This is a genomic window from Polynucleobacter sp. AP-Melu-500A-A1 (assembly GCF_018882125.1).
Taxonomy (GTDB): Bacteria; Pseudomonadota; Gammaproteobacteria; order Burkholderiales; family Burkholderiaceae; genus Polynucleobacter.
Genome location: NZ_JACVOZ010000001.1, coordinates 205,858 through 219,399, shown reverse-complemented (window position 1 = coordinate 219,399; position 13,542 = coordinate 205,858). Strand labels below are relative to the sequence as shown.

Sequence of the window (13,542 nt, the reverse complement as noted above, 5' to 3'; positions counted from 1 at the left end):
ACTACTCGACATATCTTAGCAACGTAGTTGTGATAGTCTTAATTTAGTAGTTAACTTAAGGGAGATATAGATGAAGATAAAGCTTGCTTTAGCTAAAGTTATTTTGGGATTAAGTATTGCTGTCGGCCCATTAGCCGCTTCAGCTCAATCAATCAAGGTAACCCTCACTGGAGCTCAAGAAGTTCCTCCAGTAATGACTTCTGCCTCAGGGCAAGGGTCAATTATGGTTAGTCCAGATGGTTCAGTATCAGGAACAATTACCACTACTGGTATTGAAGGAACCATGGCTCATATTCATGAAGCGCCAATGGGACAAAATGGTCCCGTCATCGTGCCATTTACCAAGACTTCAGATAATGTTTGGTCAGCTCCCGCTGGTGCCAAATTAACAGATGCTCAGCTCCAGAGCTTGAAGAGCGGTAATCTTTATCTCAATGTTCATAGCGCTGGCAATAAGCCTGGCGAAATTAGGGCTCAACTTAAACCTTAAGGATTGGGTATTCTGGGTTCTGATCGATTCTGCCTAGAGCCACCAAGAAACTCTAAAACCACCTCCGGGTGGTTTTTATTTATCCATCACTCAATTTAGTTTTGGCGAGAATAGCGACTCAGAATACAATTATTTTTATTCAAGTTAAAAAACCAAAAGTAAAGATTTCATTTAATTTTTATAGGCTATTTTTATGACAATAGTTAAACAAGTTATTGAACAAAAAAATAACACTATCCACTCTGTATGCTCAAAGGATTCTGTTGAAAAAGTTTTGACGCTGATGCGTGATCATCGAGTAAGAGCTATTCTAGTTATTGATGATGGTAATTTGGTAGGCATTGTTTCGCAAGGAGATTGCGCGATAAAAGTACTGTTGCCGCACAATAATCCGAAACAAGTGACTGTTTCAAAAATAATGACCATGAACCCGCTAACTGTAAAACCGTCTAATTCATTAGAGGAGTGTATGGCAATCATGGTTCACAAACATATCAGGCACCTTCCCGTAGTAGTAGAAGAAAATAAAGTGGTTGGAGTTATCTCTGTTGGAGATCTGGTAAAAAGTATCATTGAGCTTCAAGGCAGTCAAATCAAGTTTTTAGAAACTTATATTAATGGTCATGGTGTTTAGGGTTTAGAAGAGAGAATTCTTCTACCTTGGTCGATTTCGCCAAGAAGCACCAAAACCACCTTCGGGTGGTTTTTCCATTTTCTGATTAAGATCTAGAAAATATCTTTAGGATCAGCAAATGAGCCAGTAAAACATCACTGCTTCACTTAAGGCCGCGGTAATTGCTTGGGCGTTTATGGGTTTGCTAGGGATCCCCTTGGCCGTGTACTTTGATTTGCTGGAAGGCTGGCGTTGACCTCCTTATAACGCCATTTACGATCAGATGATTAGGAGCACTAAAACCACCTTCGGGTGGTTTTTAATTTGGGCTTGGGTTATTCTAATCTGGGTCAAATAAAAGGGTAATTAATTTATTGGCCTTCGTCGTTATTGGCAACCAATCTAACTTATATGGAAACTCAAAAATGGGTACAAAATTTTTAGCATTTGTTATTTCATTATCAGCTGTTAGCTTTTCAGCATTCGCACTAGAAGCTAGTGTGGCGGCTACCGAGGCCACCCTTGCATCTCAAAATTCCGCCTTAAGTACCAATACAAATGGAAAAGGTTACGGCCCACAATCGCCTCGCGACTTAAGCTCTAAAACTGGCTCAAATAAGCGCCTTTTTAATCCCGCTCCTGCTCACAACAATTTAAATCTATGCAATATTCATACACATAAAAATGCGGAGCACAAGGGTGGGCAATTTACCCAATTTGCCGGATACGGCGATGGTAAAGGTTTTGAATCTGGATATAAATTTTCTGGAAAACTTTCTGCTGCTGAATCAAAGCCTTTAGCTCAACAAGTTTGCAAAAGTGAGCATGGAGGCTTAGAAGTTGGTGACACAATTGAGGTTCATTATGTGCATAGCTCTGCACAGGTAAAGCCTGGCCCAACTTTAGGTTCTTGCTTGAGCGAGTCAATTATTAATCCTCAACTACGAGTTGAGGCGCAGGTTTATGTATTGGTAAATGACCCTGCGGCACTGGACTTTGTAAAGCTTACAAAAATAGGCGAGCTCAATGGATACCAACAGGCACCAAATATCCCCAAAAATGCTGGCGCACCTATTAACTATGCTGGCTCAACTACAGGCCCTACGTACAATGAAAAAGGATCTCCAATACAAGTTTCATGGAGCGTTCATCCAAAAGTTTTGAAGGTGAATGCAGAATCTGTTGGCAAATGGTGCGAGGGGAATGAATTCAAGGAAGACCATGCTCATGGAGTAAGAAATCTTGTTAAGGATCCAGAGCTTCTCTCTAAAATTAAATAAATTACTCCACTATGCGTCAGGCATCCTGGGCAATAGTTTGGTTCCGCCTCGGGCCACTAAGAAACACTAAACCACCTTCGGGTGGTTTTTTATTAAATCAAAGTGGATTATTGAGATGGCCAGTTTTTACATAGATAAGTGCGCCCTCTGATTTGGTGAAGGGTGCGTGTTTGCTATAGCGAGGACTTCTTATCCAAGTTCCAGCGGGATATGAACCATGCTCATCATGAAATACCCCTTTGAGAACAAATATTTCTTCTCCACCTGGATGAACATGTGGATTAAAAATTGTATTTGGTGCCCAATGAACTAAAGCTGTTCCAACACCATCAAATTCATGAAGTGGCATTACAGATAGTCCCGGAACTAGGCCAGGATGCCATGTGGCTGTAGTTGTATCTATTCTGACGATTGAATCATCTTGGGCATTAAATTGCCGTAGTTTTACAAATAAGATGCAACCTTCTTTTGAGTATGGAGCATGTTTACTATTGGGTGGATTGCGAATGTAGGTGCCGGTCGGATAGTCGCCATGCTCATCAGAAAATGTACCCTCAAGAACTAGAATTTCTTCTCCGCCACCATGAATATGTTCAGCGAAAGACGATTCTGGACTGTATTTAACCAGTGAGCTGGCTCGCGCAATTTCATCGCCAATTCGATCAAGGTATTTTCTTTCAATGCCTGGTAAGGGCGACAGGCTCCAGCCTAGGTCCAAGGTATTAATTACCGCCTTTTGGGAAAAGTCCGAATTCATGTTCACTAATGCATTCACATAGAAAGTTACCAGCTTACTGGAAATAGCGTTAGGTATCCTAGACTTTGGTCAATTCCGTCTCGTGCCTAAGAAATACCGAAACTACCTACTTGGCTTTTTTCATTTACTCCTCGGCCTATGTGGGGCTAATACAAGAATTCCCAAAAAATCACCTAAGATGTAGGTATGGGTAATTTCTTAGATCCCGCAATTCTCTTTTTTGTCTTTGGCGCTTTTGCTGGGGCTGTGAAATCTAATCTAGAAATTCCTCAGCCCATTTCTAGATTTTTATCTTTATATCTCTTGATGGCTTTGGGTTTAAAAGGTGGCTTTGCGCTTCATAAATCAGGTTTTACTTTTGAGATTGGTTTAGCACTTGGGTTAGCAGTATTTCTGGCAATCATCATTCCTCTGATCGGATATTTGGTTCTCAGAACAAAACTCAATAGTTACGATGCTGCCGCAATTGCTGCCACTTATGGTTCAGTAAGTGCCGTTACATTCATAACCGCAACACAAGCGCTCAATCAATATGGCATTGCATTTGGCGGACATATGGCCGCTGCAATGGCTTTGATGGAGTCACCCGCAATTATTCTCGCTATTTTGTTAGCAAATAGAGCCAGAGCATCTGCCACCAATTCAAAACAGTCAGTAGGTATGTCAAAGATTCTTCACGAATCATTTACTGATGGTGCGCAGCTTCTTTTGTTGGGCTCCATGGTAGTTGGATTAGTGAGCGGTGATGCTGGCCAAAAAATAATGGCCCCTTTTTCAATTGATTTATTCAAGGGAATGCTCGCTTTCTTTTTGCTTGATATGGGTTTGATGGCTGCCAAGAACTTTGAGGGATTAAAAGGCAAACCCCCAATCACTATAATTTACGCAATTGGGGCACCTTTGGTTCATGCCGCGATCGCATTGGGCTTGTGTAAGTTGCTAGGCTTACCACTAGGCGATACAGTCTTATTGATGGTGCTCGCTGCCAGCGCTTCTTACATTGCTGTGCCAGCAGTATTAAGACACGCACTACCAGAAGTAAATCCGGCTTTATATATGGGGATGTCATTAGGAATTACCTTCCCTTTCAATATCATCTTGGGGATTCCGCTTTATACCTATATTGCTGAACTCACTTATTAGATAGGTTCTGCATCCTGGCCCGCTTCTGCCCCGGGCTACCAAGAAACACCAACACCATATTCTGGCGGTTTTTCATTTGGCACTACCTGCGGTGAGGGATTATTAGTGCTGCCGGTATTGATGGAGATACTTCTATATATTATGAGGATATGACCCAGTTAATCGAATTAACTTACGTGAGCGAACCTTCCCAAGAGATGTCTTTTCTAGGTCTGATGCGCTTGCTTTACCACTCCTATTTGAGGAATGCGAGCATGGGGATTACGGGCGCTTTGATTTTTGAAAATAATCGTTTTGGTCAAGTGATTGAAGGACCAAGGAGCCAAATTGAAGATTTATGGGCAAAAATTCAAAAAGATACTAGGCATAAAAATATTCGTCTTGTAGAGTCAAGGCCAATCGAGCATAGAAGCTTTAGTAAGTGGACTATGGTTTTTCAGGGTAGTGAAGAAGTGGCTAAAAAATTACCTGAAATAGCGGTAGCTGTTGAGAATGCGAATTTTCCTGTTGGGCACCCACTCCTAATTGCCTTGAGGGATCTGAAATAATCTATAGGCTCCATTTGTTGAGCCCTTTTCTTTTAAGGTTTGATCTCAATTGCTCAGAATCATCGTTTCACGCAATGTCTTTCTAAACGATATTTAATTCTTTGGGCCAATGAACCGACTATTCACCCTTACAGGTAAAAAATACGGTTACGGCTACTCCTTGATAGTGATGCCCAAGTTTAGTCAAGGCAAGGTTTGAAGATAAGATTATTCTTGGATAAGACATCCTTAGCCCTGAGTATTTCTGCCTTGGACCATCAAGAAATACCAAAACCACTTTCGGAAGATTTTTTTCTTTAATCCAGTGGGATGCATTTCCGAAGGGAATTGCCATACTTTGAACTGCAAAGTAGTAAGCTAGAACATAGATTCAAATCAAGCTAACAAATCTTACTTATGGGGATGATATGAAAATTTTAATAATTGCTTTTTCTGCCCTGACATTATTTTGCTTAAACGCTTCAGCTCAGCCTATTGCACTATCGCCAAATGGGGTTAAAACATTAGTCCCTGATGGAGCAATTAAAAGCACTGGAACATGGAGCTTGGGTACAAGGGCGGGAGACTTTGTTTTTGTCGCTGGAATGAGGGGCATAGACCCAAAAACCAATGCTTTAGTTGCCGGCGATGAAGCGAGAATCATGCAGGCCTTTGTGAACATGAAGCTAATAGCTGAATCGGAAGGTGCGACCCTTAAAGACGCGGTAAGATTGGTTGTTTACGTAACCGATATGTATCGCTTTAGGCCACTGGTTAATAAAGTCCAAGAACAACTCTGGGGTGCAGGCCCTTATCCCCCTAGAACTATTATTGAGGTTGATCGTTTAAATCAAGATGATATTTTAGAGGTAGAAGGCACTTTTTTTGCCCCGGTAAAAAATAGAAAACCTTTTTAGCCGTCTTTTGATTTGGCCTCTAGGCGCCAAGTAGCATGACGTTTAAGAACTTAGTATTTTGTAATTGACCTAGCAATAAACTGAACGATGACTTGCATAACAATTGCTATGAAAACTGAGCATAGAGCAGCTATCAAAATAGAGGTCTTAGGCAGCAAGAGCGTTAGGGTTAAAAAGAATGCCGCAAATGAATATAGGCCCTTGACCATTCCACGATAAACCTGTGTGACATGAGTGGGCCCTAAAGTATTGTGAGTAAAAACAGCGAGAACTAGTCCGATGACCGGAAAAACCGCAAGGATCCCGCTCCAAACTTCACCTAAAGCTGCAGCTAAGGTAGTTACAGAGAAAGTCAACAAAGCGCCAACTAACATGCGCCAGGGAAGATCATGTAATTTAGTCTTTGGAGGAGACGTCGGTTTTGTACGAGGAAGTAGAAACGGTGTAATGATAAGTGAGCAAATGGCAATCAGCAATGCAATACCAAGACTTGGTGTAGTCATGGCCAAAGTAAGCGCCAAAATGAACCATGCTACCAATGCAGAAAGTAATGCTAAGAACCAACCTAAGCGAATACAGGCCCAAGAGTAGACTAGTCCAAAAATAAGTAGACAGGCTGTGGCGGAGATTGCAGATATGGAAGTTAATACAGCAAACTCAGAACCCTGTTCAAGCGTAATGAAAATAATAATAGGGCCTGCCACAACTGGAAAAGCACCCATTAATCCTGCAACGCCAGAACCCCACTTACGACCAGCCAAGGTAATGAGGCCAATAAAGAGTGGAACTATAGTGAGCTTAAGAATGAGTAGCACTGATTAATTATAAGTAGTAATGCTTTTGATTTGACATCCCTGTATCGGTCGATGTCATTGATAACAAAAATTGTATTCAATAAAAAAGAGGTGGCATTGCCACCTCTAATGAGTACGTTCTGGCTTATTTAAATGAACATATCTGCGTTCATCACTTTAGTCCATGCTGCTACAAAATCTTCCACAAACTTTTCTTTATTGTCGTTTTGAGCATAAACCTCAGCGTAAGCACGAAGTACGGAGTTAGAGCCCAATACTAAATCAACCCTAGTTGCTGTCCATTGAGGTTTTCCAGTGCCTCGATGAACAATATCGTAGCTATTGCGCCCCGTTGGTTTCCATGTGTAATTCATGTCAGTCAAATTGACAAAAAAATCATTGCTCAAGACGCCTACCTTATTTGTAAGTACTCCTTCTTTAGTTCCGCCATGATTTGTTCCTAGCACTCTCATGCCGCCAATCAAAGCAGTCATCTCTTGGGCGGTGAGCCCCATCAATTGAGTGCGATCGAGTAACAATTCTTCAGGAGCTACCGCATAGTTTTCTTTTAACCAATTGCGATACCCATCTGCTAGGGGTTCTAATACCTTAAATGATTCCACATCAGTCATGGATTGTTTGGCATCACCGCGACCTGGAGTAAATGGCACCTTAATATTGAAACCACCATTTTTAGCAGCTTGTTCAACGCCAATATTTCCAGCCAGAACAATGATATCGGCAATGCTCGCGCCGGTTTTTTTAGCAATTGCCTCATAGATACTTAGTACCTTAGATAAACGCTTTGGCTCATTACCAATCCAATCTTTTTGTGGAGCCAGACGTATGCGAGCACCATTAGCGCCGCCTCGCTTATCCGATCCGCGGAAGGTGCGGGCGCTATCCCAGGCAGTAGCAATCATCTCGCTATTGGATAAGCCGCTAGATTTGATCTTGGCTTTTACTGACTTGGCATCATATTTTTTTGAACCTTTTGGTATTGGGTCCTGCCAGATCAAATTTTCTTTAGGCACATCTGGACCAAAGTACCTTGCTTTAGGGCCCATGTCGCGGTGAGTGAGTTTGAACCAAGCTCTGGCAAATGTTTCAGAAAAGAAGGCTTGATCTTTACTGAACTTCTCTAAGATTTTGCGATATTCAGGATCCATTTTCATGGCCATATCAGCATCAGTCATCATGGGCATAGTGGTAATCGAAGCATCTTCTACATCAACTGGCTTGTCTTTTTCTTGGATGTTGATAGGCTGATATTGCCAAGCGCCAGCTGGGCTTTTGGTTAACTCCCAGTCGTAATTGAGTAGTAATTTGAAGTAGCCGTTATCCCACTGCGTTGGGTTTGTTGTCCAAGCACCCTCAATGCCACTAGTTACCGTATCGCGACCAATACCGCGAGTCTTGTGATTTATCCAGCCAAGACCTTGTTCTTCAATTGGTGCAGCCTCCGGTGCTGGCCCCAAGTTTGCTGCATCACCATTACCATGAGCTTTACCAACGGTATGTCCACCAGCAGTTAGTGCAACCGTTTCTTCATCGTTCATGGCCATACGAGCAAATGTCACTCGAATATCATGTGCCGTTTTTAGTGGGTCAGGCGTGCCATCCACGCCTTCTGGATTGACATAAATTAATCCCATCATGACCGCGGCTAAGGGATTGGCTAAATCACGCTCACCTGAATAGCGACTACCCTCGCCCCCGCTTTTTTGGAGCCACTCTTTTTCTGAGCCCCAGTAAATATCTTTTTCCGGATGCCAAATATCTTCACGCCCAAATGAGAAGCCAAAGGTTTTGAGGCCCATGGACTCATAGGCGACGGTGCCAGCCAGAATCATGAGATCTGCCCAACTGATCTTGTTGCCATACTTCTTTTTGATTGGCCATAAGAGACGACGAGCTTTATCTAAGTTCGTATTATCTGGCCAAGAGTTGAGTGGTGCAAAACGTTGATTGCCTGTGCCTGCACCGCCCCTTCCATCGGCAATACGGTAAGTTCCGGCAGAGTGCCAAGCCATTCGAATCATCAGACCACCATAATGGCCCCAATCAGCCGGCCACCAATCCTGACTCACAGTCAGTAATTTTTTGACATCTTTTTTGAGTGCCTTGACATCGAGTTTTTTTAACTCTTTTCGATAACTAAAGGATGGCCCTAATGGATTTGTCTTCGTATCTTGCTGGTGAAGAATATCAAGATTAAGCGACTTAGGCCACCAAGCCATTGGGCTATTACCAAGCTCTGTATTTGCCCCATTGGCAACTGGGCATGTCCCGTTTGTTGTCATTTGAATCTCCTTTGAAGTAAGTCATTTCTTTCGCTGTTTCAGCTTAACTGATCTAGCCGAAATTGGTTAATTCTGATGCTAACCTTATTTTGTTACATCTATACGCCCTGCCACGAAGCTGTTTATTATGTTGATTATTGAGGATCTTGATTGGCTTTGGTCAATCACACTCTAGCCCACCAAGAAACAACAAAATCACCCTTGGGGAGCTATTTTTTTGGTCTGGCCTAGTTTTATGGGGATCAATGTCATAGATTCATGCTCTAATGCCACTCACTATGATTACTGTCGTTATTGCTTCCTATAGGTATGGACACCTTGCAGCCCATTGCATTGAGTCACTGCTATCCCAAACTGTTCCTCCAACAAGGATTTTATTTGTTGATGATGGCGGCTTAGATTGCAATCATTTACCAGCCCTGTATCCTGAAATTGAATATATTTTGAGGCAGAAAAATTTAGGAGTGGTGGATAACTTTCAAGACATACTTTCTCAGATCAACACAGAATATGTACTATTTATAGGTGCTGACAATTGGTTGCGCTCAGATGCAATTGAGTTGCTTTCAAATGCGAGCGCCGATATTGTTACCTATGATATTGTTGTTACGGGCGAATTAAAAGAAGAAATCTTAGATCGAGTACCTGGCGAGACTATCTCTTATCAGGGTGACTTGTATTGGGATCGTCAAGACCAGCACCATGGGTCAATGATGTATCGCACTGCTCTCGGCCAAAAAATAGGCTATAAGAAAAGATACAAAGATGGTATTCATCCCCAAGAAGATTGGAATCTATGGGATAAGATGCTTGAACAAGGCGCAACAGTTACGAGCCTCAAAGAGGGACTTTTATTCTACAGAAGACATCGGGAAAATTTTTTGAAATATTCCCATGAAACTTCGCAGCCATATAAATTTGAGGCAAGCTCAGTTCTTCAAGAGTGAGTAAGTTATAGAATTACATTCAAATGAATCGATTAATTCAAACAATCTTTACCTTAAGTCTTGCGTTTAGCGGTTTAATATTTTCGCAACAAGCAAATGCTGTTTTAGTAGATGATCTAAAAGATGGTCAGCATGTATTGTTGATGAGGCATGCTGATGCTCCTGGAATTGGAGACCCCCCTGGGTATGTCATTAGTCAATGTTCCAGTCAGCGCAACTTGGGTGAGTACGGTAAAAAGCAAGCTAAGGCTATAGGGATATGGTTAACTAGCCAAGGTATTCAAAAGGCAGACGTGTTTAGTAGTCCGTGGTGTAGATGTTTGGATACGGCGAATCTACTCAATAAAGGCACGGTAAAAATTGAGCCCTCACTCGCGTCATTTTTTGACAATATGAGTCTAGAAAAGAGGCAAACCAAAGAATTGGAGCGGTTTATTAAAAGTGAGCTGGCCAAGCAATCGAAGCAGCCACTTATTTTGGTAACACATCATGTCAATATTGAGGCCTACACCGGGAAAGTGCTTGGGGTAGGCGACATGATTTTAGTGAAGATAAATAAAGACGGCGAACACCTTTCCCACACAATTTATCCAAGCCCCAAAGCTTAAGATTAGTTTTATAAAGGATTTGCTGAGATGAATATTCTGCGGGTAAGTAAATCCATTGTTTGTTTAGCACTAGCCATTTTTGCTCTGTTAGTTTGCTTGAATAATTTGCTGGATTACGAATCTAATTACGCTTTTGTTCAGCATACTCTTTCTATGGATACGGTTTTTCCAGACAATACTTTGAAGTACCGCGCCATTCTTGACCCCTTTGTTTGGAGTCTTGCTTATGGGCTAATCATATTTGCCGAATTTTTAACTGGCCTTCTCTTGCTCATAGGCTCAATTAGCCTACTCAAAAATATTCACTCCCCTTTGAAATTTAATAAAGCTAAGAATTGGATTTATCTTGGCTGTTTAACTGGTTTTTTATTGTGGTTTTTTGGCTTTATTGTTGTTGGTGGTGAATGGTTTTGTATGTGGCAATCTGAGAAGTGGAATGGTATAGAGGCAGCCTTTCGTTTCGTTGTACTGATTATGTTTACATTTCTATTTACCGCAATGTCTGAATCTGTAGACAATAATAAATAGAGTTGAGTACCTTGGCCCTAGGTTACCAAGAAACAACAAAACCACCCATGGGTGGTTTTGTTATGGTCTGGCCGATAAAGCGCCTCAAGACTTAGGGTTGCTTAATAAGATGCGTGGCGAAAATATTTACTCGTGAGATATGCCTTGCGATACTCGCGATAAGCCTCTAGAAAGATCTCAAGTGTTCTTAATATTGATTTCATTATTTTCCCAGCCATGTGATTTACTATTCACTTATTCTCGTAAATGAATATGTCATCCTGAAGAAGCTTTTATGACAATAGGGTAAGAAGTAAATACTTCAGTTGAGGCCTTGCTAGAGTTATATCAACCCCTGAGCCTCTCGCTGATTTGTTTTTAGGCTTGGCTTGGGTAGATGGCCATTAGCCTCGAATGCCCCTATCAATCACCGTCCTTTTAAGGACCGAATCGATTAGATATCTTTATGTCAATCAATATTGTTTTAAACGACAATAGATGCTCATATAAAAGATTGGAGACAGTATGTATAAACTAATTGCTTTTGATGCTTATGGCACATTGTTTGATGTGTATTCCATGGGTCAATTAGCAGAAGAAATATTTCCAGGGCATGGTCAAGCATTTGCTCTCATGTGGCGTGATCGGCAAATTGAATACACCCGCTTGGTGACGATGAGCGATCCAACCCCAAGCGGAAGCAAATACTACCTTCCATTTTGGGAGCTAACTATTCTCTCATTGCGCTATGTTTGTAAACGCATGGGATTAAATCTCACTCCTCAATATGAAAAGCAGCTGATGGATCAATACTCCAAGCTCACCGGTTTTGAAGACAGCCTCAGTGTTCTTAAAACCATTAAAGAAAAAGGCCTCTCTACAGCGATACTGTCTAACGGTAGCAAAGAGATGCTTTCTACCGTAGTCGATAGCAATGGCTTAAAACCTTATCTAGATAAGGTCGTAACTGTTGAGGATGTGCGTTTATTTAAAACTGCCCCACAGGCCTATGAACTCTTGCTAAAAGCATTTCCTGTTACAAAAGCGGAGATCCTCTTTATATCAAGCAATGCTTGGGATGCTTTGGCAGCAAAGTGGTATGGCTTTGATGTGTTTTGGGTTAATCGCCTTGGGCACCCATTTGAAGAGATTGGTGAAAAACCAAACTACGAGGGCGCTTCATTAACCCATGTTTTAGATGTTATTTAATTTAGCCACCACTTTCAATTTTTGAATGAAGCGGCTTGTTCCCCTCATTCTGGTTTTGCTCGTATCTTTGAGTCATGCCCAAGAAAGACCAAACCCTTTTAATGTTCAGGTTAGCGTAATCCCAGTCAATGGTCGTTTTCAAATCAATGCTAGTTATGTTGTTCCCATCAATATTTGTAGCGCCTATACCTTTATTACAGACTATGAGAGCTCAAAAAATATCCCTGGAATAATCGAGGCAACCGTGATTTCAAGGGTTGGCAACAAAGTTCATGTGAGAAGAGTCATTCAGGAAGAGGTTCTTTTTTTCCCCATCACTATGAAATCTCTTATCGAATATACCGAGACACCTAATGAACTAGTTAGCTTTGAGCAAATTAATGGAGATGCAAAGTTATATAAGGGCACTTGGAGATTAATACCAAATGGCGATCAAACAACTTTTAAGTACGATGGATTGATTGAGCTAGATTTAGCTATACCTTCTATGATCGTTGAGTACTTTATGAAAAATAATCTTCGCGGACGTTTGGGTGCGATGGCGCTCAAAGCATCCCAACAAGCAGTTTTAGAAATGCGGGCTTGCAAAGAACGACCTTGACATATGCAATCTGATTTTTTGTATCAATTCTCAAGGTGAGTAAAGTCATGATCCTCTATAGCGCGCCCTCATCTTATTATTCAATGATTAGTCGTTTGGCGCTAAATACAGCGCAGGTATCATTTGAAAATCATTACATGGATATTCATGTGCGCAAAGACCAGCTTGCTCCTTGGTACATAGCGCTTAACCCCCACATGACGGTCCCCACTTTAGTAGATGGCAAAATAATCTTGATTGATAGTCAAGATATTTTGCATCTTGCAGCATCCTTGGCAGGCAACCAGTGGCTTGATGTCGATGTCAATTTAGCCTCTCCAATTGAGTCCATAGTGAAAGCACACTATGCAATTCCGATTGAGCGCTTGACCTTTTGTAAGGCGATGATGCATTTGCCAATCTTGAAGTATATTTTTCCACATGCATTGGGTTCTATCATGAAGGGGCTTGAGGCTCGGCTTGCAAGCGCAAAGGATTCTGCTGCGTTGCAAGCAAAGATTGATTTGAACCAATCGCGCATTACTTACTTTACTCAAGGCGCTAGCTTGCAAGCGAAGATGGCAGTAGAGCGTAAGCGAGTAAGCGCCTACTTAAATCAATTACCAACCCCAAATCATTTTTTATTTGGCGATAAGCCTAGCTCGGCTGATATTGTTACAGCGGTTTTACTTGGGCGCCTAAAAATGATTGGTGAGTATGCTTTGGTGACCAATAATGCTCGAGGGGCTGTTTTAGATCAGTGGTTTAGCCGCATGCAACAGGAGACAGCTTTTCAGCAATCTGATATTTGGCTGCGCTTTCAATGGTGGCGGATTTTGCTTAAAAGATAAAAAAGACGAGATAAGA

Annotated in this window: 15 protein-coding genes; 12 read left to right on the top strand and 3 right to left on the bottom strand. The window is 41.6% G+C overall.

The window, feature by feature from the left end; translation table 11 throughout:
* Positions 1-70: 70 nt before the first annotated feature.
* The 3 genes from ICN38_RS01185 to ICN38_RS01175 all read left to right on the top strand — a co-directional run bounded on the left by ICN38_RS01185 (position 71) and on the right by ICN38_RS01175 (position 2,383).
* On the top strand, positions 71-490 hold the full coding sequence (locus ICN38_RS01185) for a CHRD domain-containing protein (protein WP_216254081.1): 420 nt from the start codon (positions 71-73) through the stop codon (positions 488-490).
* 193 nt (positions 491-683) lie between these two features.
* The gene (locus ICN38_RS01180) at positions 684-1,124 is read left to right on the top strand and encodes a CBS domain-containing protein (protein ID WP_216254078.1); all 441 of its coding nucleotides are present in this window, start codon (positions 684-686) and stop codon (positions 1,122-1,124) included.
* Between the two features lie 404 nt (positions 1,125-1,528).
* Positions 1,529-2,383 (top strand): delta-class carbonic anhydrase, encoded by an 855-nt coding sequence (locus ICN38_RS01175; protein WP_216254077.1) that lies wholly within the window; start codon positions 1,529-1,531, stop codon positions 2,381-2,383.
* A 97-nt stretch (positions 2,384-2,480) separates the two neighbouring features.
* Here ICN38_RS01175 and ICN38_RS01170 read toward each other — a convergent pair whose 3' ends face one another.
* Positions 2,481-3,146, bottom strand: a complete 666-nt coding sequence (locus tag ICN38_RS01170) for a cupin domain-containing protein (protein WP_216254074.1) — start codon at positions 3,144-3,146, stop codon at positions 2,481-2,483.
* A gap of 180 nt (positions 3,147-3,326) precedes the next feature.
* Here ICN38_RS01170 and ICN38_RS01165 point away from each other — a divergent pair, with 180 nt between their 5' ends.
* The 3 genes from ICN38_RS01165 (at position 3,327) to ICN38_RS01155 (ending at position 5,727) form a co-directional block, all read left to right on the top strand.
* Positions 3,327-4,283, top strand: a complete 957-nt coding sequence (locus ICN38_RS01165; protein WP_216254072.1) for a sodium-dependent bicarbonate transport family permease — start codon at positions 3,327-3,329, stop codon at positions 4,281-4,283.
* A 149-nt stretch (positions 4,284-4,432) separates the two neighbouring features.
* Positions 4,433-4,831, top strand: coding sequence for a BLUF domain-containing protein (locus ICN38_RS01160; RefSeq protein ID WP_255562660.1), 399 nt, complete (start codon positions 4,433-4,435; stop codon positions 4,829-4,831).
* A 407-nt stretch (positions 4,832-5,238) separates the two neighbouring features.
* Positions 5,239-5,727, top strand: a complete 489-nt coding sequence (locus ICN38_RS01155; protein WP_216254067.1) for a RidA family protein — start codon at positions 5,239-5,241, stop codon at positions 5,725-5,727.
* 50 nt (positions 5,728-5,777) lie between these two features.
* Here the strand turns inward: ICN38_RS01155 and ICN38_RS01150 are convergent, their stop codons facing one another.
* Together ICN38_RS01150 and katG are read right to left on the bottom strand one after the other, a co-directional pair.
* Entirely contained in the window at positions 5,778-6,542 is a 765-nt protein-coding gene (locus tag ICN38_RS01150) for a hypothetical protein (protein ID WP_216254065.1), read from the bottom strand.
* Between the two features lie 128 nt (positions 6,543-6,670).
* A complete protein-coding gene (gene katG / locus ICN38_RS01145; protein ID WP_216254063.1) occupies positions 6,671-8,824 on the bottom strand; it encodes a catalase/peroxidase HPI in 2,154 nt (717 codons plus the stop codon).
* Between the two features lie 266 nt (positions 8,825-9,090).
* Between katG and ICN38_RS01140 the strand changes: the two genes are divergently transcribed.
* The 6 genes from ICN38_RS01140 (at position 9,091) to ICN38_RS01115 (ending at position 13,526) form a co-directional block, all read left to right on the top strand.
* Positions 9,091-9,771 carry a glycosyltransferase family A protein gene (locus tag ICN38_RS01140; protein WP_216254060.1) on the top strand — a complete coding sequence of 227 codons (681 nt, stop codon included), beginning with the start codon at positions 9,091-9,093 and terminating at the stop codon, positions 9,769-9,771.
* 23 nt (positions 9,772-9,794) lie between these two features.
* Positions 9,795-10,379 (top strand): histidine phosphatase family protein, encoded by a 585-nt coding sequence (locus ICN38_RS01135; protein WP_216254056.1) that lies wholly within the window; start codon positions 9,795-9,797, stop codon positions 10,377-10,379.
* A 27-nt stretch (positions 10,380-10,406) separates the two neighbouring features.
* Positions 10,407-10,907 carry a DUF2165 family protein gene (locus ICN38_RS01130; protein WP_216254053.1) on the top strand — a complete coding sequence of 167 codons (501 nt, stop codon included), beginning with the start codon at positions 10,407-10,409 and terminating at the stop codon, positions 10,905-10,907.
* Between the two features lie 504 nt (positions 10,908-11,411).
* The gene (locus ICN38_RS01125; RefSeq protein ID WP_216254050.1) at positions 11,412-12,095 is read left to right on the top strand and encodes a haloacid dehalogenase type II; all 684 of its coding nucleotides are present in this window, start codon (positions 11,412-11,414) and stop codon (positions 12,093-12,095) included.
* Positions 12,096-12,120: 25 nt separating this feature from the next.
* Complete coding sequence (locus tag ICN38_RS01120) at positions 12,121-12,696, top strand: SRPBCC family protein (protein ID WP_216254047.1); 576 nt, start codon at positions 12,121-12,123, stop codon at positions 12,694-12,696.
* A 47-nt stretch (positions 12,697-12,743) separates the two neighbouring features.
* On the top strand, positions 12,744-13,526 hold the full coding sequence (locus ICN38_RS01115; protein WP_216254045.1) for a glutathione S-transferase family protein: 783 nt from the start codon (positions 12,744-12,746) through the stop codon (positions 13,524-13,526).
* Positions 13,527-13,542: the final 16 nt, after the last annotated feature.

Excerpts from the sequence above, each read along its gene's own strand:
- ICN38_RS01115 (WP_216254045.1), top strand. The coding sequence starts at position 12,744 with ATGATCCTCTATAGCGCGCCCTCATCTTATTATTCAATGATTAGTCGT.
- ICN38_RS01155 (WP_216254067.1), top strand. The coding sequence starts at position 5,239 with ATGAAAATTTTAATAATTGCTTTTTCTGCCCTGACATTATTTTGCTTA.
- ICN38_RS01120 (WP_216254047.1), top strand. The coding sequence starts at position 12,121 with ATGAAGCGGCTTGTTCCCCTCATTCTGGTTTTGCTCGTATCTTTGAGT.
- ICN38_RS01125 (WP_216254050.1), top strand. The coding sequence starts at position 11,412 with ATGTATAAACTAATTGCTTTTGATGCTTATGGCACATTGTTTGATGTG.
- ICN38_RS01185 (WP_216254081.1), top strand. The coding sequence starts at position 71 with ATGAAGATAAAGCTTGCTTTAGCTAAAGTTATTTTGGGATTAAGTATT.
- ICN38_RS01160 (WP_255562660.1), top strand. The coding sequence starts at position 4,433 with ATGACCCAGTTAATCGAATTAACTTACGTGAGCGAACCTTCCCAAGAG.
- ICN38_RS01135 (WP_216254056.1), top strand. The coding sequence starts at position 9,795 with ATGAATCGATTAATTCAAACAATCTTTACCTTAAGTCTTGCGTTTAGC.
- ICN38_RS01130 (WP_216254053.1), top strand. The coding sequence starts at position 10,407 with ATGAATATTCTGCGGGTAAGTAAATCCATTGTTTGTTTAGCACTAGCC.
- ICN38_RS01175 (WP_216254077.1), top strand. The coding sequence starts at position 1,529 with ATGGGTACAAAATTTTTAGCATTTGTTATTTCATTATCAGCTGTTAGC.
- ICN38_RS01140 (WP_216254060.1), top strand. The coding sequence starts at position 9,091 with ATGCCACTCACTATGATTACTGTCGTTATTGCTTCCTATAGGTATGGA.
- katG (WP_216254063.1), bottom strand. The coding sequence starts at position 8,824 with ATGACAACAAACGGGACATGCCCAGTTGCCAATGGGGCAAATACAGAG.
- ICN38_RS01180 (WP_216254078.1), top strand. The coding sequence starts at position 684 with ATGACAATAGTTAAACAAGTTATTGAACAAAAAAATAACACTATCCAC.
- ICN38_RS01165 (WP_216254072.1), top strand. The coding sequence starts at position 3,327 with ATGGGTAATTTCTTAGATCCCGCAATTCTCTTTTTTGTCTTTGGCGCT.